We start from the raw sequence: 25461 nt of genomic DNA, 5'->3' as shown, positions 1-25461 counted from the left end.
CGTAACCGCTACTCGTCGTCATCATCGAGCATGGCGGAACCATCGATGGCGTAAAGCTCGTCAAACTCCTCAGGCGCAGGCTGATCGGTCAGCTCGACCTCGGATGGAGCATCGTCGTCAAACTCAAGCCCGCAGGCAAGGCGGACCTTATGCTCAATCTCGTCGGCGCAATCAGGGTGTTCGCGCAGGAACGCCTTGGCGGCCTCGCGACCGTTGCCGAGCTTGTCCTCGCCATAGGCAAACCAGGAGCCCATCTTCTTGCAGATGCCGCACTCGACAGCCATGTCCAGAATCGAGCCCTCCTTAGAGATGCCCGTACCGTACATGATGTCGAACTCAGCAGAACGGAACGGAGCTGCCACCTTGTTCTTAACGACCTTGGCGCGCACGCGGTTACCGATAACCTCATCCTTAAGCTTAATGCTGTCGATGCGGCGAATGTCGATACGCACCGAAGAGAAGAACTTAAGGGCGCGGCCGCCCGTCGTGGTCTCGGGGTTGCCGAACATGACGCCGATCTTCTCTCGCAGCTGGTTAATGAAGATGCATGTCGTGTTGGACTTGGACAGCGAGCCGGCGAGCTTGCGGAGCGCCTGACTCATCAGGCGAGCTTGCAAACCGACCGTGGTATCGCCGATCTCTCCCTCGATCTCGGCACGCGGGGTCAGCGCGGCGACGGAGTCGACGACGATGGCATCGATGGCGCCGGAACGCACGAGCATGTCAACAATCTCGAGCGCCTGCTCACCCGTATCAGGCTGGGAAATCAGTACCTCGTCGATATCCACGCCAATGCGCGCGGCATACGTGGGATCGAGCGCGTGCTCGGCATCGATAAATGCCACCACGCCACCCATTGCCTGGGCCTCGGCCAGGATCTCAAGCGAAAGCGTCGTCTTACCGGAGGACTCAGGACCGTAAATCTCGACGATGCGGCCGCGCGGCACACCGCCGATACCCAGAGCGGCATCGAGTGCCAGAGCGCCCGTAGGGATGGCCTCGACCTCGAGCTCGGGGCCACCGTCGCCGTACCTCATGATGGAGCCTTGACCGAACTTCTTCTCGATCTCGGCCTTGGTGGTGGCGATCATCTCATCGCGCTCTTTACCCGTCGTGCGAGCATGAACGGTACGTACGGGACCTGAATTCTTGGCCATGAAAAGCCCTCCTCTTAACAACCTGCATCGATAATAAACGAACGGCTGTTCGTGGTCAACCGTTCAGATAAATCATATGCAGGCAGTCTTTCCAAAACCCAACCAAACGCCGACCAAATACTGACCAAATGCTTGACCACATAGGGCCAAATATAAGCAAGGAAGGCGAAAATAAACCTATGACCAGCAAAAACGCTGAATTTGTCAGAGGTCCCTATCTCCACAATTAAGGGGCCCTAAGGCCCCTTAAAACACGTCTATTCCATAGAGTTGAGCACAAGGGCAATGCGTCCCAATGCCTCCGCGACCGCATGGGCACGAACACACGAACGGTCGCCCTCATAGTGGCAGCGCACAGAGTCCACGACCGGCACTTCCCCATCAGCCGCGCGATACGCCCAGCCAATATAGAAAGTGCCAGCCGGATCGTCCTCAGTGCCACCGCCGGGGCCGGCATAACCCGTTGCGCTCACTGCAATATCGCTCTGGTACAGCTCCAGCGAACCCGCCGCCATCTCGCGCGCGGTCTGATGCGACACCGCGGTATAGCGGTCGAGCGTCTCCTGATCAACACCCAAAACGCGATGCTTGATCTCATCGCAGTAGGTCACCGCACCGCCACGCAGCACCGCCGAGGCGCCCGGGATATCGGCAATCGTCGAGGAGATCATACCTGCTGTCAGCGACTCAGCCGTCGAAACCGTCACGCCCCGAGCGCTCGCGCGCTCGACAATATCGCGCGCCAGCCCCTCGTTATGTGCGGAAATCTGCTCAAAAGAGTCCGTCATACCCACTAGGACCTAGACCGAAAAGACGATCTTGCGGCAGTTCCAGAAGTACTGGGCGCCCGAGATAACGGTCAGGACAACGGCAACGGCGTACAGGAAACGCGACACCGAGTAGATGCCGAGCGTCAGCGCCAGCGGGCCAAGGTGCAAGCCGGCCATCGCAAAGACGCACAGGTAACCGCAGATGGAGACCATCGTGGTCGCCGTCTTGTACTTGCCGAGCTTATCGGCCGCAACGACAACGCCGGCGGCACTAGCGACCATGCGCAGGGCGCTTACCAGCAGCTCGCGGAACAAGATGATGAACACGGACCAAACCGACACGGCACCAAAGTCCAAGAATAGCAGCAGGGCCGAGAATACGAGCAGCTTGTCGGCGATGGGGTCCAAGAATTTACCGAAGTCGGTAATCTCGTTGCGCGAGCGCGCCAGGTAGCCGTCAACCTTATCGGTGCACGACAGGATGACGTACAGAATGAAGGCAGCGGCGGCGAGCGGGCCGTCGAAGGTGCTCCAATCTGTACCGGCAACACTCGTGTGAGAAAGCGCCGACACGATCATGAACACCGGGATAAAGACGATGCGAACGCACGTCACGATGTTGGCGGGCGTCCAAACACTCGTCAGTTCCTTATTGCTCTCGTTTGCCACGACGCTCTCCTACTCCACAACATGGCCGATAAGCTCATAGCAGAAGCTATCGGTAAACTCGACCGTCAGAATATCGCCCACAGATGCCTCGCTGGCATCCAGATGCACCGCGCCATCGGAATCAGGCGCCTGGAACCAGGCATGTCCGATCAGCTCGGCGCCGTCTTCGGTCTCTTCGATACCGTCGACAATCACCTGGGCGCGCTCGCCCACATGTGCGGCAGTTGCAGCAAAACCGAGCGACTCGGCCAGGTCCATGGCCTCCTGGGCGCGCTCGAGCTTGACCTCTTCGTCGACCTGGCCCTCCATCTTGGCGGCCAGGCTGCCCTCCTCCTGCGAGTAGGCAAAGACGCTCGTGTAGTCGAAGCCGACGGTGTCCATAAAGTCGATAAGGTCGCGGAACTCGTCGTCGGTCTCGGTCGGGAAGCCGACCATGGCCGTGGAACGGATCACGATGCCGGGGATGCGCTCACGCAGATCGCGGAACAGGTCCTCGAGCTCCTGGCGCGAACCAGAACGGCGCATAGCCTTGAGGATGCGCGCGTCGCAGTGCTGCACGGGGATATCGATATAGGGCAGCACCTCGGGCGTATCACGAATGGTCTCAATGAGCTCGTCAGTCATGCCCTCGGGCTGCAGGTAGAGCACACGGACCCAGACGTTGTGCGGACGCACGGCCTCGGCGACGGCACGCAGCAGCTGCGCCAGATTGCGCGGCGAGCCCTCGGCGACATCCTCGTCAGCAAAGTCGGTGCCCCAAATACCCGTGTCCTGGCCGATCAGCACGATCTCGCGCACACCGCCGGCAACCAGGTCGCGCACCTCGGAGATAATGCTCTCGGCATTGCGCGAATGATAGCGACCGCGAATATACGGGATCATGCAGAAGCTACAGAAGCGGTTGCAGCCATCGGAGATCTTGACGTAGGCGACAGCGCCCTCGACGGTGCGCTTGACCTGCGGAATATAGACGGCAATCTCGCGCTCGACGCCCAGCACGCCATCGATGACCGCCACGATGCCATCCTCCTCGTCGGCCTTCACAAAGGCAGCGACCTCGGGCAGCTCATCGGGCAGATCGTCGCCATAGCGCGACGGCACACAGCCGCACATGACGATGGGGCAAGAACGAACGCCGTCCTGAACCTCGTTGGCGAGCTCGAGCGTGGTCTCGATGCTCTCGGACGTTGCGGAGGCGAGGAACGAGCATGTATTGACGATGGCGATATCGGCATCCTGCGGGTCGAATGCCTCCTCGTAGCCCGCGGCGGTCAAAAGAGAACGCATGCGGTCGGTGTCAACCTCGTTCTTAGCGCACCCGAGGGTGATGTAGAGCACGGAGCCCAACGGTGTATCCATGTTGGAGAGCAGTCCTTTCGAATGAATTAGCGGTAGTTGGTGAACTGCAGCGGCTGACCGTAGTCCTGGTCGCGCAGGAACTGGATCACGGCCTGCAGCGCATCCTTGGAAGCAGAGGAAACACGCAGTTTGTCGGCCTCAATCGTCACCTTGACCTTGAGCTTCTGATCCTTAATGTCCTTATTGATCTTCTTGGCAGTCGTCTGGTCGATACCCTCGACGATGTGACCGAGCACGCGCACGGTGCCGCCCGAGGCAGCCTGAGGCGCATCCCAGGACACAGCCTTAAGATCGATGCCACGCTTGATGAGCTTGGAGCTCAGGACATCGATGATCTGCTTGGAGACAAAGTCGGCCGGGGCGTTGATCGTAAAGAGTTTGTCGCCCTTCGAAAGCTCGATGGTGGCGCCGGAGTCCTTGAGGTCATAGCGCTGGGAAATCTCGCGCGTGGTCTGCTGGAAGGCATTGTCGACCTCCTGCATATTGACCTCGGACACGACGTCGAAGCTTGAATCTTTAGCCATGATGTTTCCTTTCGCGTACGAGCGGCCTAGTAGCTATCGTACGAATTGTCGGTAGAATCGGTGGGTGTCTGACCGTCAGTTGCGGTATCGGCGCCATCCGTGGACTGGGCATCGGTACCGTCGGTGGTATCGGTACCATCGGTGGTGTCGGTACCATCAGAACTTTCACCATTCTCGGAATCAGACGTCTCCTTCTTGGGAACGGTGATCGTCACGCGCGCCACGCCCGAGGTCTTGGTATCGTAACGGACCTTTTCACCGTTCTTGGTAACGGTGACATCGGAAGGCTTGGACGTGGTGATCTCGATCGAGGACTCGGGCGTATACTCCTGCTCAAAGGGGCCAGTCGCCTGGGCGCCATAGACCGACTTGCCGTCGACCTTGACCTCAATCCACGCGGTCTTTCCCTTGGCAACGGAGACCTTGACCTTCGTGACCTCGCTCTCTTCCTTCTTGGCCGTCGTCTTGGTAGCGTCCGAATCAGTCGACTCATCCGTCGCCTCATCGGTGTCTTCGTCCTCGTCGACCGTTTCGGTCTTCTTAGAAGACTTCTTAGTCGTCGTCTTGGTGGCAGCGGGCGTCTCGGGCGTGGTCTCGGGCGTCGAAGATGCGCAGCCGCGCAGAAGCACCACGATGAGCACAATCAGCAGCAATGCCACGGCGCCGATGCCGGCGTAGACGATACGCGGATCGAGCCCGTTGTTTTGAGGAGTACGGGATCCGCCGCGTCCACGACCGGAACTGCTGCGGCCGCCTCCCTGAGGCATACGACCGCGATTGCTATCGGAACGGCCGCGATAGCCGCCCTGGCCCTGAAGGCTGCGCTGACCCGAGCGGGGCGCAAGTTCACCGCGGCCTTGATAGCCACGCTGGCCCGAACGCGGAGCCGAAGAGCGCTGGTCATACGGCTGTGATTGAGAGCGAAGACGCGGCGTCACCTGCGTGGCATCGGCGTCCGCATAGCCACCGCGAGAGCGTCCGGTAGAGACACCACGGCAACCGCGATCGGAATAACCACCATCGCCGTAGCCGGCACGAGGGTCACGTGCGACACCGCGGGCAGCGGGGAGTGCGCGCTCCTCGGGCGCCGGCGTGCTGCGAAAACGATCGCGCTGGGAACGAATCTCCTCGCTCGAGCCCGTTTCGGTAACATAGCCAGCCTGCTGAGGGCGCTGGCCATAACGCGTCGAACGCCCGCCCTGAACCATCAGGAAGCGGCCGTTGTCGACCGAGGAACGCGAATTGACGTAGCCGGCGGCGTCCTGAAAACGACCGCCCTGCTGCGACGTCTCGCGCTCATATGCCATCAGATCGTCAAAATAAGCGTTGACGACCTCCCGCGGATTGAGGCCCAAAAAGCGCGCATAGCTCGAAATCATGCCCTGCGCATAGCCGCGCGGAGGCATCGATGCAAAATTGCCATTCTCGAAAAACTCGATGATCTGCGGCCTGATTTTGATGGTGTTGGCGACCTGCTGAATGGAAAGGCCCATTCGGCGACGCTGCTCGAGCAGCATGTCACCAAAGCGTGCAGCCATCAGAATCCTCCAAACTCACGATCTTCACGTGCCATCTCGGCGTCGACGGATTCCAGCGTGGCAAGGCCTTCTTCATCCAGCAGAACCTCGCGCGGCTTGGAACCGTCGGGCGGTCCGACGACACCCTTTTCTTCCAGCATGTCCATAATACGCCCGGCGCGCGCATAGCCAACCTTCAGGCGGCGTTGCAGGCCAGATGTGGAGCCCAGCTGCGATTCCACCACAATATGAGCGGCTTCCCAGATAAGCGGATCGTCGTCCTGAGGCTCGGCAACGCCGGTTCGCACGATGCCGCCGCCACCTGCCATGGACATGGAGGCAGGTGCCACAGCCGACAGGATCTCCTCATGGTAGTCGGGCTCGCTTTGCGACTTAACGAACTCGACAATCTCGTTGATCTCGTCATCCGAAACAAAGCAGCCCTGGATGCGGCGGGGCTTGCCCCAGTCGACCTTTGAGAACAGCATGTCACCCAAGCCGGTGAGCTTTTCGGCACCCATCTGGTCAATGATGACGCGGGAGTCGATGCCCGTTGCGACGTTGAAGGCGATACGGTTGGTAATGTTTGCCTTGATGAGGCCCGTCACCACGTTAGAGCTCGGACGCTGGGTCGCCACGATAAGGTGGATACCGGCGGCACGGCCCAGCTGGGCGATACGCACAATCGAGGCCTCGACGTCCTTGCCGGCGACCATCATCAGGTCCGAAAGCTCGTCGATGATGATGACCAGGTAGGGCATCTTTTGCGGCGGGTTATCGTAATGCTCAAACTCGCCGGCGGCCTGCTTTTCGTTATAGGTCGAGATCTTGCGCACGTTCAGGCGCTCGAAGACCTTCAGGCGGCGCTCCATTTCGGACACCGCCCACTGCAAGGCGCTCGCGGCCTGCTTGGGCTCGGTCACTACGGGCACGTAAAGATGCGGCAGGCCGTTATAGCCTGCGAGCTCGACGCGCTTGGGGTCGACCATGATCAAGCGAACGTCCTCGGGGAGCGCGCGCATGAGCAGGGTCGTGATGATGGAGTTGATCATGACCGACTTACCGGAACCCGTGGTACCGGCGATCAGCAGGTGGGGCATCTTGGCGAGGTCGGCGACGACCGGCGTGCCCTCGGCGTCGCGGCCGATGGCAAGCTCAAGCGGACCGCCCTTAACATAGGGCAGCACGTCGCCCAAGTTGACGTTCTGACGCTTGCGATTGGGGATCTCGATACCCACGAGCGAGGTGCCGGGAATCGGGGCAAAGATACGCACGGACTGAGCAGCAAGCGACAGCGCGATGTCGTCCTCAAGGCTCGAAATCTTGCTCACGCGCTCACCCTCGCCGGGCTGCAGCTTAAAAGTCGTCACCGTGGGGCCGGCAATCCAGCCGACAACGCGAGCGCTACGGCCAAACTCAAGCAGCGTGGACTGCAGCGACTCGGCGGTCTGTTCCAGCTCCTTGTCCGAAGATGCGGCAGAAGCGGACTGAGGGTTTGCATGCAGGATTTCGAGCGGCGGAAGCTTAAGGCCGTCCTCTTCTTCGCCCTCGTTATCCGCGGGGGCATTGTCCGCTCCCCCATCGCTCGAAGTAGACGCCTCGGCAGCGCTCGCAACAGACGCATCGGCAACCTTGGGATGCTTGAGGAAATCAGGAATTTGAGGGGCGGCCGAGACGGGATTCACGGCAAACGGCGGCTCGGACTCGTCGACCTTGTCCGGATCGTCCTCCATCGAAAGCTGGCCGGTCACCTGGCCGCGCCTGGCATGGCGACGCGGCAGCAAGGTCGTCTTGGCAGTCTCGATCGGAGCCTCGTCGTCCTCGTCATCGCCCTCGGTAAGCTCAATCTCGCTCTCGGACCAAGACGGGTCGGGTTCACTCGTATTGAGCTTGGGAGCCGTCTTGCTCTTCTTGGCATGACGGCGCGGCAGCAGCGTCGTCTTGGCGCGCTCGGCCTCCACGGCATCGGACACGTCGACAAACGGATCCTCGTCCTCGTCGTCATCGTCCAAAACCAGGTCATCATCGTTGCCCATCACCGTGGTCACGGCCATATCGGAGCCCTTTTGACGAAGAATGCTCAGGTGCGGACGGGCAACGCCGGGCACCGACAGGGCTTCGTCGTCACCCCACGGACTCGCGTTGACGTCGGCACGACGGCGCTCGGCAAAATCGGCCGCACGGTCGCGGGCAGAGCGCAAAACGCCGCCCACCGAAAAGCCGATGATGACAAAGCCAACGACGGCCAGACCCAATAGGACCACCATTGCGATAGGCTTACCCAGGGCATTCTGCAATGCACTCGCAATAAACGCACCGATGTAGCCACCCGAGGCGGACAGGTTTTGCAGCGTGAACATAAGGTCGCACGAGTCGCTCGTACCCGGCACCATCAGCGAAAGAATGGAGACGACGGCGATAAAGACCACGGCACCGCCCGCAACAGAGCGCACGTTGAGCGGCGAATCCTCGCCTAAAAAGAGCGTGGCGGCAAACAGCAAAATGACAATCGGCAGCACGTAGGCGCCCAGACCAAAGCCCAGGTGGTAGAAACCGGCAACCGCAGCCGTAACGGGTGCGGTCGCCGGCGAAATCACGGCAATGAAGGACGCAATCGCCAAAACGGCAATGACCACGCCGGCGATATCGCGGTTGGCCGAAGGCTCGACCAGGGGCTCAAAATCGTCGAAGTCGGCCTCGTGACCTTTATTGGCACGAAGATGGGAACCGGCACCCTTAGCAGATGCCGGTTGGTTGTTGGCTTTATTGCCTTTGGCGTTTTGTGCAGATCCGCGCGCCAAACTAAACCTCCATGACGACCGGGATGATCATCGGACGAGTGCGCGTACGGCTCCAGATAAAGTTAGAGAGTGAGTCGCGCACGGCCTTGCGAATGGCATCGGAACCGCTGCTCGTAAAGCTGAACTTGCCCTTCTCGATCGTCTTCATGATGGACGCGGAGGCATCCTCAGAGAACTGGTCGTCGATGGCAAACGAGACGCCGCGGCCCGAGAACTCGATGGCCTCGATCTTCTTGTGTTTAAGCGAGACGATGGCAACAGCGGTAACCATACCGTCATTGGCGAGCTTCTGACGATCGCGCAAGACGATGGGGTCGGTATCGCCGATACGAAGGCCGTCGACGTAGACGACGCCGGACTCGACGGGCGTACCGCGCTTGACGATACCGCCGCGCATCTCGAGCGTGTCGCCGTTATCGAGGATAAAGATATGATCGTCCTTGATGCCCATCTTGCGGGCAAGCTGGGCATGGGCGCGCAGATGCACGGCCTCACCGTGAACCGGCATAAAGTACGTGGGCTTGGCCATGGCCATCAGGAGCTTGAGCTCCTCCTGGCTACCGTGGCCCGAGACGTGGACAAGAGCGCGGTTCTTATCCCACACGTCGCAGCCGAGCTTGGCCAGGCTGTTGACGACCTGCTGGACGGCTTTCTCGTTGCCGGGAACGGGAGTTGCCGAGAGGATGACGGTATCGCCCTCGTGGATAGAGAGCGTCTTGTGCTCGCCATTGGCCATGCGGGACAGGGCCGACAGCGGCTCGCCCTGCGAACCGGTGCACATGACGACGATCTTGTCGTCGGGCAGGTTATCGATATCGAAGGCATCGATGATATCGGCATCGTCGATGTTGAGGTAGCCCAGCTCGCGCGCGACGCGGGTGTTGGTGAGCATGGAACGACCGGTCACAACGACCTTACGACCGCACTTGCGGGCGGCATCGCAGATCTGCTGCAAACGATGGATATGGCTCGAGAACGAAGCGACGAACACGCGACCCGGGGCGTTCTTGATGGCATGTAGCAGGTTGGGACCAACCTCGGCCTCGGACTTGGTAAAGCCGGGAACCGTGGCATTGGTGGAGTCGGACAGCAACAGGTCGATGCCCTGCTTGGCAAAGCGGCTGATAGCGGCATAGTCGGGCGTGACGCCGTCGATGGGCGTCTGGTCGAGCTTAAAGTCGCCGGTGTGCATAACGGTGCCCTGATTGGTGCGGATGAACACGCCCAGAGCGCCGGGGATGGAGTGCGTCATCGAGAAGAAGTCGAGCGAGATGCCGCCGAGGTTGACATGGCTGCCGCCCTTGACCTCGCGGAACTTGGGTGCGCGGATGCGGAACTCAGAAAGCTTACCCTCGATAAAGCCAAGCGTCAGCTTGCTCGAAAAGATGGGCACCTTGTTGTTGAGGTCCTGCAGCAGATACGGAAGCGAACCGGTGTGGTCCTCGTGGCCGTGGGTGACGACGATACCGCGGAGCTTTTCCTCGTTCTCCAAAACATAGGTGTAGTCGGGAAGCACCAGGTCGATACCGGGCTGGGAGTCATCCGGGAACATGAGGCCGGCGTCGACGAGCACCATGTCGTCGCCGCACTCGAAGACCGTCATGTTCTTGCCGATGCCGTCAAGGCCGCCGAGCGGGATGATCTTCAAGGGAGATGATTTTTTAGCTGCCATAGGTTAGTGTTGTTTCCTTTCTTCGAAACGGGTCTGAAACAACCGACGGGGCGCTTCTGGCAAACCGACCGTCGGGAACGTACAAATATGCATCGCAGAGTCGATGCAATAACCACAGTATGATACCCATTTGCACAACAACAGACCACCCATGCATCAAAGCCCCATCTGAACTGGTCTATCCCGCCGGTTTCCCGTGGGGCGGGCGCTGATGAAGTTTCCTGCTCTACAGTCCTGCTCACGACGGAGGCCACATTAAGTGGCCTCCTGTTCGTGCGGAACTCGCGATAAACTTCATCAGCGCCCGCCCCACGGGAAACCTGCCAAAAAGGGACAGGTTTGTTTTGGTCGGTTTTATCTGGGAAGATGCTGCTGCGGCTATCTACAGATCTGAAATCTGACTACTGAATAGACTGTCTAGCTAAATAGCGAGCGGCACTAACCAGCCCTTTTGCTTGCGACCGGGAGGGGCGCATATGAAGTTTATCGCGAGTTCCGCACGCAAAGGAAAGCACTTAATGTGCTTTCCGTCTTGCGCAGGACTGTAGAGCAGGAAACTTCATATGCGGCCCTCCCGGGCGCAAACAAAAGGGCGACCCCTTAGGAGTCGCCCTTGCATGAGCTGCTTATGTACGGCTGTTACTCGGCGTCGTGGTGACGGCGGGGCTTGCGGCCTCCGTTGTCACCGGGACGGCGCGGACGGTCGCTGCGCTCGGAACGCTCGCGACGCGGACGCTCACGGCGCTGGAAGTGCTCGCCGTCGCCCTCGGAGGAACCCTCGGCGCGAGCCGGGGCCTCGGGCTTATCCAGACGATCGAGCGAAATCTTGCCGCGGTCATCGACTTCGATGACGACGACCTTGACCTCGTCGCCCACATTGAGGACGTCCTCGACCTTCTCCACGCGGCCCTTGGCGACGCGGGAGATGTGCAGCAGGCCGTCCTTACCGGGCAGCAGGTTGACGAAGGCGCCGAAGGGCTGGATGGAGACCACGCGACCGGTGTACTCCTCGCCCGGCTCGGGAACCTTGATGATGAGCTTGATGCGCTCGACGGCCTGGTCCACGGACTCGCCGGTGCCGCCGACAAAGACGGTGCCGTCCTCCTGGATGTCGACCGAAGCGCCGGTCTCGTCCTGAATACCGCGGATGACCTTACCGCCGGAACCGATGACGTCGCGGATCTTGTCGGTCGGGACCTGGATGGAGACGATGCGCGGAGCGGTGCTGCGTGTGGTGTGGCGCGGCTCGGGGATCACATCGAGCATCTTCTGCAGGATGAAGGCGCGACCCTCCTTGGCCTGCTGCAGGGCGCGGGCCAGGATGTCGAAGGTGAGGCCGGTGGCCTTGTTGTCCATCTGCAGGGCGGTGATGCCCTCGGTGGTGCCGGTGACCTTAAAGTCCATGTCGCCCAGGAAGTCCTCGAGACCCTGGATGTCGGACAGGACCACGGTCTTACCCTCCTCCTGGATCAGGCCCATGGCGATACCGGAGACCGGGCGCTTAATGGGCACGCCGCCGTCCATAAGGGCGAGCGTGGAGCCGCAGGTCGAAGCCATCGAAGAGGAGCCGTTGGACTCCATGACCTCGGAGACGACGCGGATGGCGTAGGGGAACTCGTTCTCGTCGGGAAGCACCGGAAGCAGAGCGCGCTCTGCCAGATTGCCGTGACCGATCTCGCGACGCTTGGGGCTGCCCATGCGGCCGGTCTCGCCGGTGCAGAACGGCGGGAAGTTGTAGTGGTGCATGTAGCGCTTACCCTCGGTGGGCTCGATGGTATCCAGACGCTGGCCCTCGTTGAGCATGCCGAGCGACAGGACGGAGAGCACCTGGGTCTGGCCGCGCTGGAACAGACCGGAGCCGTGAACGAGCGGCAGGTAGTTGTCCTTCACCATGATGGGACGGATCTCGTCGGCGGCACGGCCGTCGACGCGCTCGCCGGTCTCGACGACCATAGTGCGCATGGCCTTCTTCTCGAGCTTCTTGAGCGCCACGGGGATCTCGCGCTCCCAAGCAGCCTGCTCCTCCTCGGTGAACTCGGCGCGGATGGACTCCTTCAGAGCCTCGACCTTGCCGATACGGGAGAGCTTGTCGGCGTCGCGCAAGGCGGCTGCCATCTCGTCGTAGTGGGCGAAGATGCGCTCCTGGACCTCCTCGACGGGCTGGTCGAGCGGGTACTCCTTCTTGACGATGGGGCCGTTGACCTGCTCCCACTCGGCGACGAACTCATCCTGAGCCTGGCAGAAAGCAGCGAGGGCCTCCTGGCCAAACTTCATAGCGGCGAGCATGTCGTCCTCGGAGATCTCCTCGGCGCCGGCCTCGACCATCGAGATGAAGTCGGCAGAGCCGCCCAGCTCCAGGTCCAGGTCGGAGTTCTCGCGCTCCTCATAAGTGGGGTTGACGATAAACTCGCCGGTCTCCACGTTGCGGCCGATGCGTACACAGGCAAGCGGACCCTCGAAGGGCACGCCGCCGAGCGTCATGGCCAGGGAAGCACCCATGACGTTGATGACGTCAAAGGGGTTGACCTGGTCGGCGACAAGCGAGGTAGCGACGATGTGCACCTCGTTGCGGAAGCCGTCCGGGAAGCTCGGGCGAATCGGACGGTCGATCATGCGCGCGGTGAGCGTGGCCTTCTCGCTGGGACGGCCCTCACGCTTGAGGTAGCCACCCGGGATGCGGCCGGCAGCGTACATCTTCTCGTTGAAGTCGACGGTCAGCGGGAAGAAGTCATAGTTCTTGCGCTCCTTGGAGACGACCACGGTATCGAGCATCGTGGTGTCGCCCTGCTTGACCAGGCAGGCGCCGGTGGCCTGCTTGGCAAGCTCGCCCGACTCAAAGGTGTAGGTCTTGCCGTACAGCTCAAAGGTCTTGGATACGAGTGTCATTGTTCTCCTTTACCCCACAGGCCCCTTGCCTGCGGGCTTCTCATGTGACGCGGACCCCCTGCCCCCGCCACGCTTCAGAGCGTGATTGTTCGCGCCCTTACACAAAAAGAGCGCCCCGCTGCGCAGGACGCTCTTAGCATGTACAAATCCTACTGGATGTTGTCGCGGATGCCCAGAGCCTTGATGAGCTCACGGTACTCGACGATGTCGTTCTTCTTGATGTAGGAGAGAAGACGACGACGACGACCGACGAGCATGAGCAGACCACGACGGGTGTGGAAGTCCTTCTGATGGGACTTCATATGCTCGGTCAGCTCCTTGATGCGCTCGGACAGGATGGCGACCTGAACCTTGGGGTTGCCGGTGTCGACCGGGGTGTTACCGAACTGGGCAGTCAGCTCCGCCTTGCGCTCTTTGGAAACAGTCATTGTTTCACCTTTCTTTTTGCGTCGCCATCGGGCGACTCGATTCGCCTCGGACTGGGAAGCCGCCGGTGGAGCGAGCAACCAAGGTCGAGGTACCAACAGGTCGGTATGTTACCACAAGCAGCCCGCGCCTGCGCATCATCACCGACCCAACATGAATTCCATCGCACGGAGGCGCTGATCGGTGTGCGTCGCAGCCCAAACATGCGAAAGCCCCAGCAAAAAGGCTGCGGTATGCGGGTCGATTCGCTCGGCCAAAAGCGCATCGAAGGTCATGGACATGAGGGCGCGCAGCCATGCGGCCTCACCGGTCGACACCAGTTCGGCACCTGGAACGCTCGACGCGCACGACCCGCACATGAGGCCGCCCGCCTGGGGCGAAAAATACGACAGCATGGGGTCTCCGCACAGCACGCAGGCCGAAAAATCGGGTCGATAGCCAACGTGCGACAGCAGCTTAAAGACATATGCCGCCACAAGTAGATCCATATGCGCCGTGTCGAGCCCGCTGCCCACCAGGGCAAGCGCTCGCTGCGTTATAGCAAAGGTAAACGGGTCCTCGGCGTCCTCGAACGAGCACACGCGCGCGACCTCGGCGATCGCGCTTGCGGCGCAGGTCGTCTCGTAATCGGGCGCAACGCCGAGCGGCGCCTCCATAAGCTCGGCCTGGGAAACCACGTCGAGTGACCGTCCATGTGCGAGCAGCATATCTACCGTACAGAACAGCTCGCAGCGCGCAGCCAGGCGTCCGCCGGGTTTGCGGGCGCCCTTTGCCACGGCACGAACCTGCCGCCCCCGCTCGTCAAGCATCGTCAAGATCAGGTCGGTCTCTTTGAGCTTGGTCTTGTCGAGCACGAGCACCTTCGTGCGATATGTCCGGGAGCCTGCCATGCGCGCTGCGCGTCCTTAGTCCTCGGCGTTGTAGCCAAAACGGCGAATCTGAGCCTCGTCGTCGCGCCAACCGGCCTTGACCTTCACGTCCAACTCCAAAAAGACCTGCGTGCCAAAGATGCGCTCAAGATCGCGACGGGCGTCGATACCGATATGCTTGATCATCTCGCCGCCCTTGCCGATGATGATGCCCTTTTGGCCCTCACGCTCGACATAAATGGTGGCGTGCACACGCAGCACCTTCTTGGTCTGCTCGAGCGCATCGCAAATAACGCCAACGGAGTGCGGAATCTCATCACGGGTGCGGCGCAAGACCTTTTCGCGCACAAACTCGGCAACGAGCGTCTCGTCGGAAGCGTCGGTACCCATGTCCTCGGGGAACCAACGCGGACCCTCGGGCAAAAAGTGCGCAACGGTCTCGATGAAGGCATCGACGTTAAAGTTCTTGACCGACGACGTCACGATCTCGTCGTCATATTCCATAAGCTCGTGGGCGGCCTTAAGCTGCTCCATGACCTGTGCGGGGTCGGCTTCATCGGCCTTGGTGAGCACCAGGACCTTCTTGGAACGGGCATTCTTGACACGCTCGGCAACCCAGGCGTCTCCCCTGCCGATCGGTTTGGTGGCATCAATCAAAAACGCGACAACATCGACATCGTTCAGCTCGAACAGCGCGCTCTTGTTCAGCTCGGACCCTAGACCGTCCTTGGGCTTGTGGATACCCGGGGTATCGACAAAGACCAGCTGGTAGCCGGGTCGGTTGACGACGGCGCGCATGCGGCGGCGGGTCGTCTGGGCCACCGGCGAGGTGATGGCGACCTTTTTGCCATAGCAGGCGTTGAGCAGCGTTGACTTACCGGCGTTGGGGCGGCCGACCAAGGCCACGAAGCCACTGCGGAAACCGGGCTCAACGTCGCCAAAGCCCGCGAGGCTGTCGTCCTCATCGCACAGGGCGTCGAGCTCCTCGTCGCTCATGCCCTCAAACGGGTCGAACTCCTCGACTTCCTCATAGGCCTCGGTCGCCTTAGCATCCGGGGACTCGTCGTCCAAAATCTCATCGGTAGACTGCATATTGTCGGACATGGGAATCCCTTTCTAAATAAAGCCGAGCGCGTGGGCAAATACCAGCAAGCCCACAATCGCGGCGGTGATGGAAAGAACGTATACGGAGGCGGCGGCGATGTCCTTCGCACGCTTGGCCAGCGGATGGAGCTCCTGGGTCGCCAGGTCGACGATGGCCTCCATGGCGGTATTGCAAAGCTCGCCGTGGATCACCAGGCCGCAACAGATGATAATCGTGGCCCACTCGGCAATGTCGAGCCCCACGATGCAGCCTGCAATGACGGTGCACACGCCCGCCACGAGCATGACCTTAATGTTGCGCTCGGTCTTGACGGCGGTGACGAAGCCCTCCATAGCGTAAGAAAACGACTTTAAGAAGGACGGATGGTCCTTGTTCGATCCGGGAATCATAGACGGCTCCTAGTCGTGGGCGTGGTTGGTGATGGGGCCGACGTGGACTAGCTTGGGGTCCTCGCCGCGCTCGAGCGCCAGATCGCGCAGGATGGCGTCCTCGCGGGCCTCCATGACCTCGGCCTCGTCGTCCTCGATATGGTCATAGCCCAGCAGGTGCAGCATGCCGTGTACGAGCATCAGACGACACTCGTCAGCGGGGCTATTGCCAAAACCGGGGGCCTGACGGGCAATAACCTGCGGGGCCAAGATGATATCGCCGAGCTCGAGCGTCTCGTCGGCGGGAATATCCTCGTCAAAGGCCGAGTCGCATTCAAACGAGAGCACATCGGTGGTGCGGTCGATACCGCGCCACTCGTGGTTGAGCTCGTGCATCTCGTCCTCGTCGACATACGAAAGGGAAATCTCGACTTCACGCTCAACGCCCTCGGCGGCAAGCACAACCTCGCAGATGTGCTCCACCTCCTGCGCGTCGAGCAGCGTATCGAGCTCGGCATCGTTGCTGATCAATACACTCAACGGGACTCCTTTCGGTCACGTACGCGCTTCTCGCGCACATCATCATAAGTATCGTATGCCTCGACGATACGTCCCACCAAGGCATGGCGCACCACGTCGGCACGCTCGAGGTGCGAAAATGCGACATCATCGACACGGCCCAAAATCTTCTCGACATCCGCCAAGCCACCACGACGACCCACCAGGTCACGCTGGCTCAGGTCGCCGGTAATCACGAACTTGGAGTTGAAGCCCAGGCGCGTCAGGAACATCTTCATCTGCTCGGGCGTGGTATTTTGTGCCTCGTCGAGCACCACGAAGGCATCACTCAGCGTGCGGCCGCGCATGTAGGCAAGCGGGGCGATCTCGATCACGCCGCGCTCCATAAGCTCATCGGTGCGCTCGCGATCCATCATGTCAAAAAGGGCGTCGTAAAGCGGACGCATGTAGGGATCGATCTTTTCCTCGAGGGTGCCGGGCAAAAAGCCCAGATTCTCCCCCGCCTCGACAACCGGACGCGTCAAGATCAGACGGCCCACCTCGTGACGCTTGAGCGCGGCAACGGCGAGCGCCATGGCCAGATAGGTCTTACCGGTGCCGGCAGGACCCAGGCCAAACGTGATGGTATGCGTGCGGATGGCATCCACATAGCGCTTTTGGCCGAGCGTCTTGGGGCGAATGACGCGGCCGCGATACGAAAGCAGCACGTCATCGCGAAGCGACGTAGCCTCGTGCTCACCGTCGCGCAAGACGGCCAGGCAGCGAGAGACATCGTCGGCAGACAGCGTGCGCCCGGCGGCCGCCTCGCAAAAAGCGTGCTCGAAAAAGCGCGCCACGAGTTCGACCTCGTCCGGGTCGCCGCTCACGGAGATGCTATCGCCACGGGCGACCACATGAGCGCGAACCAAGCTCTCGAGCGCACGAAGGACGCCGTCGCCGGCGCCCAAAACGCGCGAGGGATCAATCCCCTCGGGAACGGTAAGTCTAATCTTCGAGGCTTCCATGAACCTCCCTGCGTGCATGGACCAAGCCGGAATCATCGACTCCGATGATAGCAACATCGAGCAGGCACGGGGCTGTAAGTCCACAGGTATCGTCAAGACGGGCATGATGGAACGAGCCGAGCGTCAGGTTGTCGCCATACTCGAGCACGGCACGCTCGACCGTGCCCACGCGACGGCGAGCGTCGGCAATAGCGAGCTCCTGTGCAGCGGCCCGCATACGGCGGCTGCGCTCGGCCATAACCTCGGGCGGAACCTGGTCGGGCATGTCGGCAGCAAGGGTACCGGGACGCTTGCTGTAGCGGAACACGTGCATACGCGAGAAACCCACACGGCGGCACAGCGCCAGCGACTCCTCGAACTCCTCGTCCGTCTCACCGGGAAAACCGACGATGACGTCGCACGAAAGGGACGCCTGCGGCAGATTGGCGCGAATCATACGCACCGTGTCCTCAAAGGCCTCCGCACTATAGGGACGGCCCATGCGATGCAGGGTCGCCGTGCAGCCGGACTGCACGGGCAGGTGCAAAAACGGGGCGATACGCTGCGGAAAGCGCGCCATAACCTTAAGCAGGCGCTCGGAGATATCCATGGGCTCGACCGAGGAAATGCGCACATGCGCAATAGTCGTGCGCTCCATGATGGCCTCGAGCAGCTCATCGATTTCGACGTGCTCGTCGGTCGCGCTCTTGCCATCGTAGGCACCCAGGTTCACACCGGTCAGCACCACCTCGGGCACGCCGGCCTCCTGGGCCTCGCGAACTTGCTCGAGCACGGACTCGACGGGCACGGAGCGCTCGGGGCCGCGCGCCTTCCACACAATGCAATAGGTGCAGCGATGGTTGCAGCCATCCTGAATCTTCACGCCCAGGCGAGAGCGACCGAGCGCATCGACCACCTCGCCATCGCTGCAGGCGGGAACGCTATCGGACTCAACACCCAGCACCTCGCATACACGTTCGGCGACATCTATCTTGGACGGCTCGGCAATCACGCGATCCGAAAGCTCCGACAGCTCCTCGGGATGCAAATTGACCACGCATCCGGTCACGACCACATAGGGCTCGTTTGGATGGGCCAGCGCATGACGGACGGCCTTACGGGTCTTGGCCTCGGCCTCGCCCGTAACGGCGCAAGTGTTAATGACGATCAGATCGGCATCCTGGGGCTCCACAATAGCGAAGCCCAGGCGCATAAGATCGGCAGTGATACGGTCGGACTCAACCCGGTTGACACGGCAGCCGAGGTTGACGACGGAAATATGGGGTGCGAGCACGCGGGCTCCTTAATCGAGGATATCGTCGAGGGCGCTCTTGATGCGGTCGGTCACCGACTTCTTACCGGAAGCGACGTCATCGCCCATATCATCGGCAAAAGCACGGAGCAGCTCGCGCTGCTTATTGGAAAGATTGGTGGGAACGACCACGCGCAGTTGCACGATCAGGCGGCCACGCGAACCGCCACCGCCAATGCGAGGCATGCCGTAATTATTGACGCTCACGGTATCACCGTACTGGGCGCCGGCGGGAACCGTCACCTTAACGACCTCGTCGGGCATAATGCCCCCGACCTCGATCTCGCAGCCGAGCGCAGCCTGCGCAATCGAGATATCGCTCACCAGGTACAGGTCGTCACCGTTGCGCTTAAAGCGCTCGTGGTCGGCAACGCGCACGTTGACAATCAGGTCGCCCGAAGGCTCGCCGCGAAGGCCGGCCTCGCCAAAGCCGCTCACACGCAGCTGGCGACCGGTCGAAACGCCGGCGGGAATATCGATGTCAATCTTTTCATGCGAAGGCGTGCGGCCCTGACCGTCGCAGGTCTCGCAGGGATGGTCGATAACCGTGCCCTCGCCATGGCAGTCAGGGCAAGGCGAGGAAGACTGAACCTGGCCCAAAAACGAACGCTGAACCGTCGTGACGTAGCCCGTACCGTGGCAGCGGCCGCACTGCTTTTCCTGTGCGCCCTCTGCCCTACCGGTGCCATTGCAGTCCTCGCAAGGAGCAAGGCGGTCATAGCTGATTGTCTTTTTGCAGCCGAGCGCCGCCTCCTCGAGCGTCACCGAAAGCGAGATGGCCATGTCTCGTCCGCGACGACGCTCACGACGGCTGCGGGCGCCACCGCCGGCACCGCCGCCAAAGAACGACGAGAACAAGTCGTCCATGCCCATGCCACCAAAGATATCGTTGATATCGACGTAGCCCGAACCACCAGGGCCGTCGGCAGTGCCGTAACGGTCGTAGTTAGCACGCTTCTGCTCATCGGAAAGAACGGAATAGGCCTCGTTGAGCTCCTTGAACTTGGCCTCGGCCTCGGGGTCGTCCGAAACATCCGGATGTACGGTACGGGCCTTCTTTAGAAACGCACGCTTAATCGTCCGCGCGTCGGCATCCCTGTCGACGCCAAGCACCTCGTAGTAATCCCTATTTTCCGACACGACCGAATCCTTCCGACTTTCATTATTGTCACAGTGCGTCCTATACCCAAGCAGGGCCGACCGCAAACAGAGGGTTTGATGTTATTGCATTTGGTACGGCGAAAGCATGGCCCGTTGCGAGCAGCTCGCGAACCAAACCGACACGAGCGCGAACATGAAGCCGTTGGCAAAACCGTTGGCAAACTGCATCGCGCCGCGCTTCCACCACAGCAGGCTGCGATGAAGCACGCCGTCCGAAAGCACCATGAACAGGCCCATGGCAAACGGAATAAAGCACATCACGGCAAAGGCCGAGAACACGCCCGAGATGGCCGAGAGTACCAAAAACGGCGCCACGATGCCCATCAGGTAAAAACCGGTACGAGCTTTGCCTTCCAAGCGCTCGGCCTCAACATGGGCGCGGCCGACCAGATCGCCGCCCGCGGCACCGTTGGTGCCAGCATGACCCATGCCGCCAATGCGGACCTCGTCGCCATCGTGCGTGCCGGCAGGAAACTCAATCGTCTGCTCGGAGGTTACGCGAGTACGACCGCTGCCGCCGCAATCAGGGCAGGGGTCGGCCACGACCTTACCGGAACCGCCGCACTCGGGGCAGACCGACTGGAACGTGCCCGCACCAAACAGGAAGGACAGGTCGACGTCGATATGGCCGCGGCCGCCACAGCTTGGGCAGGTATGGGCATGCTCGGAGGAGACAGAGCCCGAACCGCCGCAGTTGTTACAGGTATCGAAGCGCGTGTAGCGGACGGTCTTGCGGGCACCGCCCTTTGCCTCCTTGGCGTCGAGTTTGATATCGACGACCACGTTGGCGCCGTTCTCGGGATTGTAGGCAGCCTGCCCGCGACGCGGCTGGCCCCAGGCTCCACCAAAGGGAAAACCGCCCTCAAAGGGATTGCCATAGCCCGCGCTGCCGGCGTAGCCGCCGCCATAGGGCGAAGCCGTAGGAGCGCCGGCGAAGGGGTTGCCCGAACGCATGGCGTCGTAGCGCGAACGCTTCTGCTCGTCCGAAAGCACGGCGTAGGCCTCGGAAACCTCTTTAAACTTTTCCTCGGCATCCGGCTCTTTGTTGACGTCCGGATGGAGCTTGCGGGCCTTTTGCTGGAAGGCCTTTTGAATATCACGCGAGGTGGCGTCCTTGGAGACACCCAGAATCTCGTAGTAATCTTTTTCGTTCATCGTCGCCATGCGCGGCAACCTCCTGCTCAAAGCAGCGTATATATTGCGGTAATTCTACCCGAGCGGTCTATGCTAGACCCCAAAACAGCTCGAACAGAACATTTCCATCGAGCCAACCTAGGTGTGTCGGCGCTAAACGGGCGCGGGCGCGGCCTGCGACGACATCTGCCGAAGTGAAGGATCCCTCATGGGCCCCGAGCGCCTCGGGCACCCACGTGGCAAGTCCCAATTCGAGCGCGTGATCGCAGGCAGCTGCCAACTCGCCCGTTGGGATGACGAAAGCTGCACGAACCAACAGGTCGGACGCGACACCGCGCGTCATGCGACAAGCGAGCATCAGGTCTTCAGCCGCAGCCTCGCGCTGCGACAGATATTCGGTCTCGAACGCCATCGCGTCATCGTCACGTTGCACCAGACGCACGCGGTACGCATCGCCTCGAGAAGACACGCCGGGGAACAAACCTGCGAGACGGTCGAAATCCTCGGCGTCGAGCATGCCCGCGGCAGAACGACCCAGGCCCAGATAGCCCCGTCCGGTCCAGTAGGCAATGTTATGGGCGCACTCATGGCCGTCGAGCGCGTAGCTCGCCACCTCATACGGGTGATAGCCGGCGGCACCCAGGAGCTCGCGTGCCAAGTCCATGCACGAAGCCTGAAAATCCTCGTCGGGCTCGAGCGACTCGTCGCGGCGCGCCATGCGATAAAGGGGCGTCCCCTCCTCAAGCGTGAGCGGGTAGACCGACACATGATGCGGGGCCGCCACCAGCACGCCATCGAGCGTGCGCTTCCAACTCGCTGCGGTCTGCCCGGGAAGTCCGCACATAAGGTCGCACGACACATCAAGCCCAGCGTTCTTGACCGTCGCGATGGCGGCGAGCGCCCGATCGGCATCGTGAATACGGCCGATGGCAGTAAGTTCGGCGTTATCGAGCGTTTGCACGCCCAGAGAGACGCGTGTGACACCAACCTTGACAAGTGCAGTGGCAAGCTCGGCGGTCAGCGACTCGGGATTGGCCTCGCAGGTAAACTCAACGGGGGCACACCACGCACGAATACGCCGCGCCAGCTCCACCAGGCGCTCCCCCGCCAGCGACGGCGTACCGCCGCCAACATAGACGGTGCGGATCTGGTCAAGGGCATCAGCCTTGCCAAAAGCATCGAGACGCGCGAACAACTGCTCAAAATAGGCATCGAGCGCAGCGCTCAGGTCGCACGGAGCAAAACTGCGCGAGTCAAAGTCGCAGTACCGGCACTTTTGGGCGCAAAACGGCACGTGCACGTACAGTGCGGTAACGGCCACCCTTAAGCCTCCAGAGGATGAGGGGGCACCGATTCGCCGGCGGCAAGGGCGGCCTCGCAGGCCACCACATCGCGCTCGATCTCATCGACCAGTGCCATAAACTCCTCGTAAGTGGAACAGCGCACCACATGGGCACGCCAAGCGGCGGCATGGGGCATGCCTTTTAAGTACCAGCTTGCATACGTGCGGGCACGCGACATGAGCGGCAGGAGCTCATGCGTCAGCGTTAGGTGCTCACGCAGGGCGTCCAGGCGCTCGACCGAGCTGCGCGGCGGCACCGGTATGCCATCGAGCGCAAGAGCGCGAGCATCACCAAAGACCCAGGGATTACCGTAGATACCGCGCGCGATAAACACCGCGCTGGCACCCGAGTTGCGCAGATGCTCCGCGGCATCCTCGGCCGAGAACACATCGCCCGAACCAATCACGGGAATCTCAACGGCGTCGGCAACCTCATCGACGACCGACCAATCGGCCTGGCCCGTATAGAGCTGCGTGGCGCAACGACCATGCACGGCGACTGCGGCAGCCCCTGCGCCCTCAAGCATCTGGGCAAATGTCGCGGCATTGCGGTCCTCGGCATAAAAACCTTTGCGAATCTTGACGGTCACGGGCACGTGCGCCGCGCCCACCGTGGCCTCGACGATCTTCTCCGCCAGGTCGGGCGTGCGCATGAGCGCCGAGCCCTCGCCCTTGGTAACGACCTTGCGGGCGGGGCATGCCATATTGATATCGATGAGCGACAGGCGATCGCCAACGCGCTCCTCGACGGCAGCGACGGCGCTCGCAAACTGATCGGGCTTGGAGCCAAAGAGTTGCACGCAAATCTGCTGCTCCTCGTCGGCCGGTAGCACCAGGCGCCAGGTCTTGTTGCTGGCATAGGCAAGGCCCGCCACGCTCACCATCTCGCTGTAGGCAAGGTTGGCACCGCGACGGCGGCACATGATGCGGTAGGCAGGGTCGGTCACGCCCGCCATGGGAGCCATAAGGAACGGCTGCTCGGCATAGGCGCCCAGCAGCCGCAGACTATATTCGGAAAGCGCCATAGACCTACTCGTCCACCTTGAGGATCGCCATAAAGGCCTCCTGCGGGACCTCTACCGAGCCGATGGCCTTCATGCGCTTCTTGCCCTCTTTCTGCTTCTCGAGCAGTTTGCGCTTACGAGAAATATCGCCGCCGTAGCACTTGGCAAGCACGTCCTTGCGGCGCGCCTTGACGGTGGAGCGGGCAATGATCTTGTTGCCGATAGCACCCTGGATGGGCACCTCGAACAGCTGACGCGGAATAATCTCCTTGAGCTTGTCGCATAGGCCGCGGGCAAGACCGTAGGCCTTGTCCTTGTGGACGATAAACGACAGCGCGTCCACCTCGTCGCCCGAAAGCAAAATATCGAGCTTAACGAGCTCGGAGGGACGGTACTCGTTGAACTCGTAGTCCAGGGAGGCGTAGCCCTTGGTACGGCTCTTGAGCTGATCAAAGAAGTCCAAGATGAGCTCGGCGAGCGGCATGTCAAAGCGCATCTCGACCGATTTGCTCGTGAGATGGATCATGTCGGTTGTAATGCCACGGTGCTCGATAGCGAGCTGCATGACGGCACCCGTATACTCGGGCGGGCAGATGATCTTAGCCTTGAGGTAGGGTTCCTCGATACGCTCGATGCGCGTGGCCTCGGGAAGATCCTGCGGGCTACGGACATCAATCATCTCGCCGTCAGTCTTGTAGACGTGATAGTCCACCGAGGGGCTCGTGGCAATGAGGTCCAAGTTGAACTCGCGCTCCAGGCGTTCCTTGACGACCTCCATGTGCAGCAGGCCCAGGAAGCCCACGCGGAAGCCAAAGCCGAGCGCCACCGAGGTCTCGGGCTCCCACACCAACGACGGGTCGTTGACGTGCAACTTATCGAGCGCGTCACGCAGGTTCTCGTAGTCCTTGTTATCGATCGGGAACAGACCCGTATAGACCATGGGTTTAGCCTCGCGGTAGCCGGGAAGCGGCTCGGGGCAGGGATTCGACGCCCACGTGAGGGTATCGCCCACGCGCACGGCCTCGGGGTCCTTCAGGCCCGTGACCACGTAGCCGACCTCGCCAACCGTCAGCGCGTCAACCGGGGTCTCGGCAGGACGCTTGACACCCACGCCATCGACCAAAAAGTCGCCCTTTGCCTGCATCATGCGCAAGGTATCGCCTTTTTTGATGGAGCCGTCAAAGACGCGCACCGTGGCGACGACGCCACGATACTCGTCGAAGTACGAATCCAGAATGAGTGCCTTGAGCGGCGCGTTCGCATCGCCCTTGGGCGGAGAGATCAAAAAGACAATGGACTCCAGCAGATCGTGGATGCCCTCGCCGGTCTTGCCCGAGACACACACGGCATCATCGGCAGGGATCGCCAGGTCATCCTCGATCTCGGTCTTAACCTCGTCGGGGTGTGCCGAGGGCAGGTCGATCTTGTTGATGGCCGGCACAATGTCCAGATTGGCGTTCATGGCGAGCGTCGCGTTGGAGACGGTCTGCGCCTCGACGCCCTGCGTGGCGTCGACAACGAGCACCGCGCCCTCGCAGGCTGCCAGCGAGCGCGAGACCTCATAGGTAAAGTCCACGTGGCCCGGCGTATCGATCAGGTTGAACTGATACGTCTCGCCATCGTCGGCGTCATAGGACACGCGAACGGCATTGGACTTGATCGTAATGCCGCGCTCGCGCTCGATATCCATGGTGTCGAGCAGCTGCGACTCCATGTCGCGCTCGTCGACGGTATGGGTGAGCTCGAGGATGCGGTCACTGATCGTTGACTTGCCATGGTCGATGTGCGCAACAATCGAGAAGTTGCGGATGTGGGAAATGTCATTTGAAGTATTCATGCGGACTATCTTACCCGAGCGATACAAAAAATGGAGCCTGTTCCAT

The 25461-nt window shown here is 61.2% G+C and carries 21 protein-coding genes; all 21 read right to left on the bottom strand.

Annotated features, from left to right (window positions below; translation table 11 throughout):
* Nucleotides 1-8: 8 nt before the first annotated feature.
* Nucleotides 9-1157, bottom strand: a complete 1149-nt coding sequence (gene recA / locus DXC99_RS02580) for a recombinase RecA (RefSeq protein WP_022094695.1) — start codon at nt 1155-1157, stop codon at nt 9-11.
* A gap of 257 nt (nt 1158-1414) precedes the next feature.
* Entirely contained in the window at nt 1415-1945 is a 531-nt protein-coding gene (locus tag DXC99_RS02575) for a CinA family protein (RefSeq protein WP_117583194.1), read from the bottom strand.
* A 12-nt stretch (nt 1946-1957) separates the two neighbouring features.
* A complete protein-coding gene (gene pgsA, locus DXC99_RS02570; protein WP_229071689.1) occupies nt 1958-2506 on the bottom strand; it encodes a CDP-diacylglycerol--glycerol-3-phosphate 3-phosphatidyltransferase in 549 nt (182 codons plus the stop codon).
* Nucleotides 2507-2605: 99 nt separating this feature from the next.
* Nucleotides 2606-3955, bottom strand: coding sequence for a 30S ribosomal protein S12 methylthiotransferase RimO (rimO, locus tag DXC99_RS02565; RefSeq protein ID WP_117583196.1), 1350 nt, complete (start codon nt 3953-3955; stop codon nt 2606-2608).
* Between the two features lie 26 nt (nt 3956-3981).
* Nucleotides 3982-4479, bottom strand: coding sequence for a YajQ family cyclic di-GMP-binding protein (locus DXC99_RS02560; RefSeq protein WP_117583197.1), 498 nt, complete (start codon nt 4477-4479; stop codon nt 3982-3984).
* A gap of 26 nt (nt 4480-4505) precedes the next feature.
* On the bottom strand, nt 4506-6017 hold the full coding sequence (locus DXC99_RS02555) for a helix-turn-helix transcriptional regulator (protein ID WP_117583198.1): 1512 nt from the start codon (nt 6015-6017) through the stop codon (nt 4506-4508).
* A complete protein-coding gene (locus tag DXC99_RS02550; protein WP_233503785.1) occupies nt 6017-8797 on the bottom strand; it encodes a DNA translocase FtsK in 2781 nt (926 codons plus the stop codon). Before DXC99_RS02550 ends, DXC99_RS02555 begins: the two co-directional genes overlap by 1 nt.
* Before the next feature lies 1 nt (nt 8798).
* Nucleotides 8799-10469, bottom strand: coding sequence for a ribonuclease J (locus tag DXC99_RS02545; protein ID WP_006235967.1), 1671 nt, complete (start codon nt 10467-10469; stop codon nt 8799-8801).
* Between the two features lie 639 nt (nt 10470-11108).
* Nucleotides 11109-13355 (bottom strand): polyribonucleotide nucleotidyltransferase, encoded by a 2247-nt coding sequence (locus DXC99_RS02540; RefSeq protein WP_117583200.1) that lies wholly within the window; start codon nt 13353-13355, stop codon nt 11109-11111.
* A gap of 149 nt (nt 13356-13504) precedes the next feature.
* Entirely contained in the window at nt 13505-13783 is a 279-nt protein-coding gene (gene rpsO / locus DXC99_RS02535) for a 30S ribosomal protein S15 (RefSeq protein ID WP_035138510.1), read from the bottom strand.
* A gap of 138 nt (nt 13784-13921) precedes the next feature.
* Nucleotides 13922-14671, bottom strand: coding sequence for a DNA repair protein RecO (gene recO, locus DXC99_RS02530; protein ID WP_117629181.1), 750 nt, complete (start codon nt 14669-14671; stop codon nt 13922-13924).
* A gap of 15 nt (nt 14672-14686) precedes the next feature.
* Entirely contained in the window at nt 14687-15754 is a 1068-nt protein-coding gene (gene era, locus DXC99_RS02525; RefSeq protein ID WP_187362360.1) for a GTPase Era, read from the bottom strand.
* 12 nt (nt 15755-15766) lie between these two features.
* Nucleotides 15767-16144, bottom strand: coding sequence for a diacylglycerol kinase family protein (locus DXC99_RS02520; RefSeq protein ID WP_099431794.1), 378 nt, complete (start codon nt 16142-16144; stop codon nt 15767-15769).
* Nucleotides 16145-16153: 9 nt separating this feature from the next.
* Nucleotides 16154-16663 (bottom strand): rRNA maturation RNase YbeY, encoded by a 510-nt coding sequence (gene ybeY, locus DXC99_RS02515; RefSeq protein ID WP_117564282.1) that lies wholly within the window; start codon nt 16661-16663, stop codon nt 16154-16156.
* Entirely contained in the window at nt 16660-17646 is a 987-nt protein-coding gene (locus DXC99_RS02510; protein WP_117583203.1) for a PhoH family protein, read from the bottom strand. The genes ybeY and DXC99_RS02510 overlap by 4 nt, the downstream gene beginning before the upstream one ends.
* The gene (locus tag DXC99_RS02505; RefSeq protein ID WP_117583204.1) at nt 17627-18919 is read right to left on the bottom strand and encodes a MiaB/RimO family radical SAM methylthiotransferase; all 1293 of its coding nucleotides are present in this window, start codon (nt 18917-18919) and stop codon (nt 17627-17629) included. The genes DXC99_RS02510 and DXC99_RS02505 overlap by 20 nt, the downstream gene beginning before the upstream one ends.
* A 9-nt stretch (nt 18920-18928) precedes the next feature.
* The gene (dnaJ, locus tag DXC99_RS02500; protein ID WP_117583205.1) at nt 18929-20077 is read right to left on the bottom strand and encodes a molecular chaperone DnaJ; all 1149 of its coding nucleotides are present in this window, start codon (nt 20075-20077) and stop codon (nt 18929-18931) included.
* Nucleotides 20078-20158: 81 nt separating this feature from the next.
* The gene (locus DXC99_RS02495) at nt 20159-21262 is read right to left on the bottom strand and encodes a DnaJ domain-containing protein (RefSeq protein WP_195239268.1); all 1104 of its coding nucleotides are present in this window, start codon (nt 21260-21262) and stop codon (nt 20159-20161) included.
* Nucleotides 21263-21320: 58 nt separating this feature from the next.
* Nucleotides 21321-22553, bottom strand: a complete 1233-nt coding sequence (gene hemW, locus DXC99_RS02490) for a radical SAM family heme chaperone HemW (RefSeq protein ID WP_117583206.1) — start codon at nt 22551-22553, stop codon at nt 21321-21323.
* Nucleotides 22554-22555: 2 nt separating this feature from the next.
* Nucleotides 22556-23599: a tRNA dihydrouridine synthase DusB gene (gene dusB, locus DXC99_RS02485; RefSeq protein ID WP_117583207.1), complete on the bottom strand. Its 1044-nt coding sequence runs from the start codon at nt 23597-23599 to the stop codon at nt 22556-22558.
* 4 nt (nt 23600-23603) lie between these two features.
* Entirely contained in the window at nt 23604-25415 is a 1812-nt protein-coding gene (lepA, locus tag DXC99_RS02480) for a translation elongation factor 4 (protein ID WP_117583208.1), read from the bottom strand.
* Nucleotides 25416-25461 lie beyond the last annotated feature (46 nt).

Origin of the sequence: Collinsella sp. TF10-11AT, from assembly GCF_003437565.1 — a bacterium.
GTDB lineage: Bacteria > Actinomycetota > Coriobacteriia > Coriobacteriales > Coriobacteriaceae > Collinsella.
This window is presented reverse-complemented; position numbering and strand designations above follow the sequence as displayed.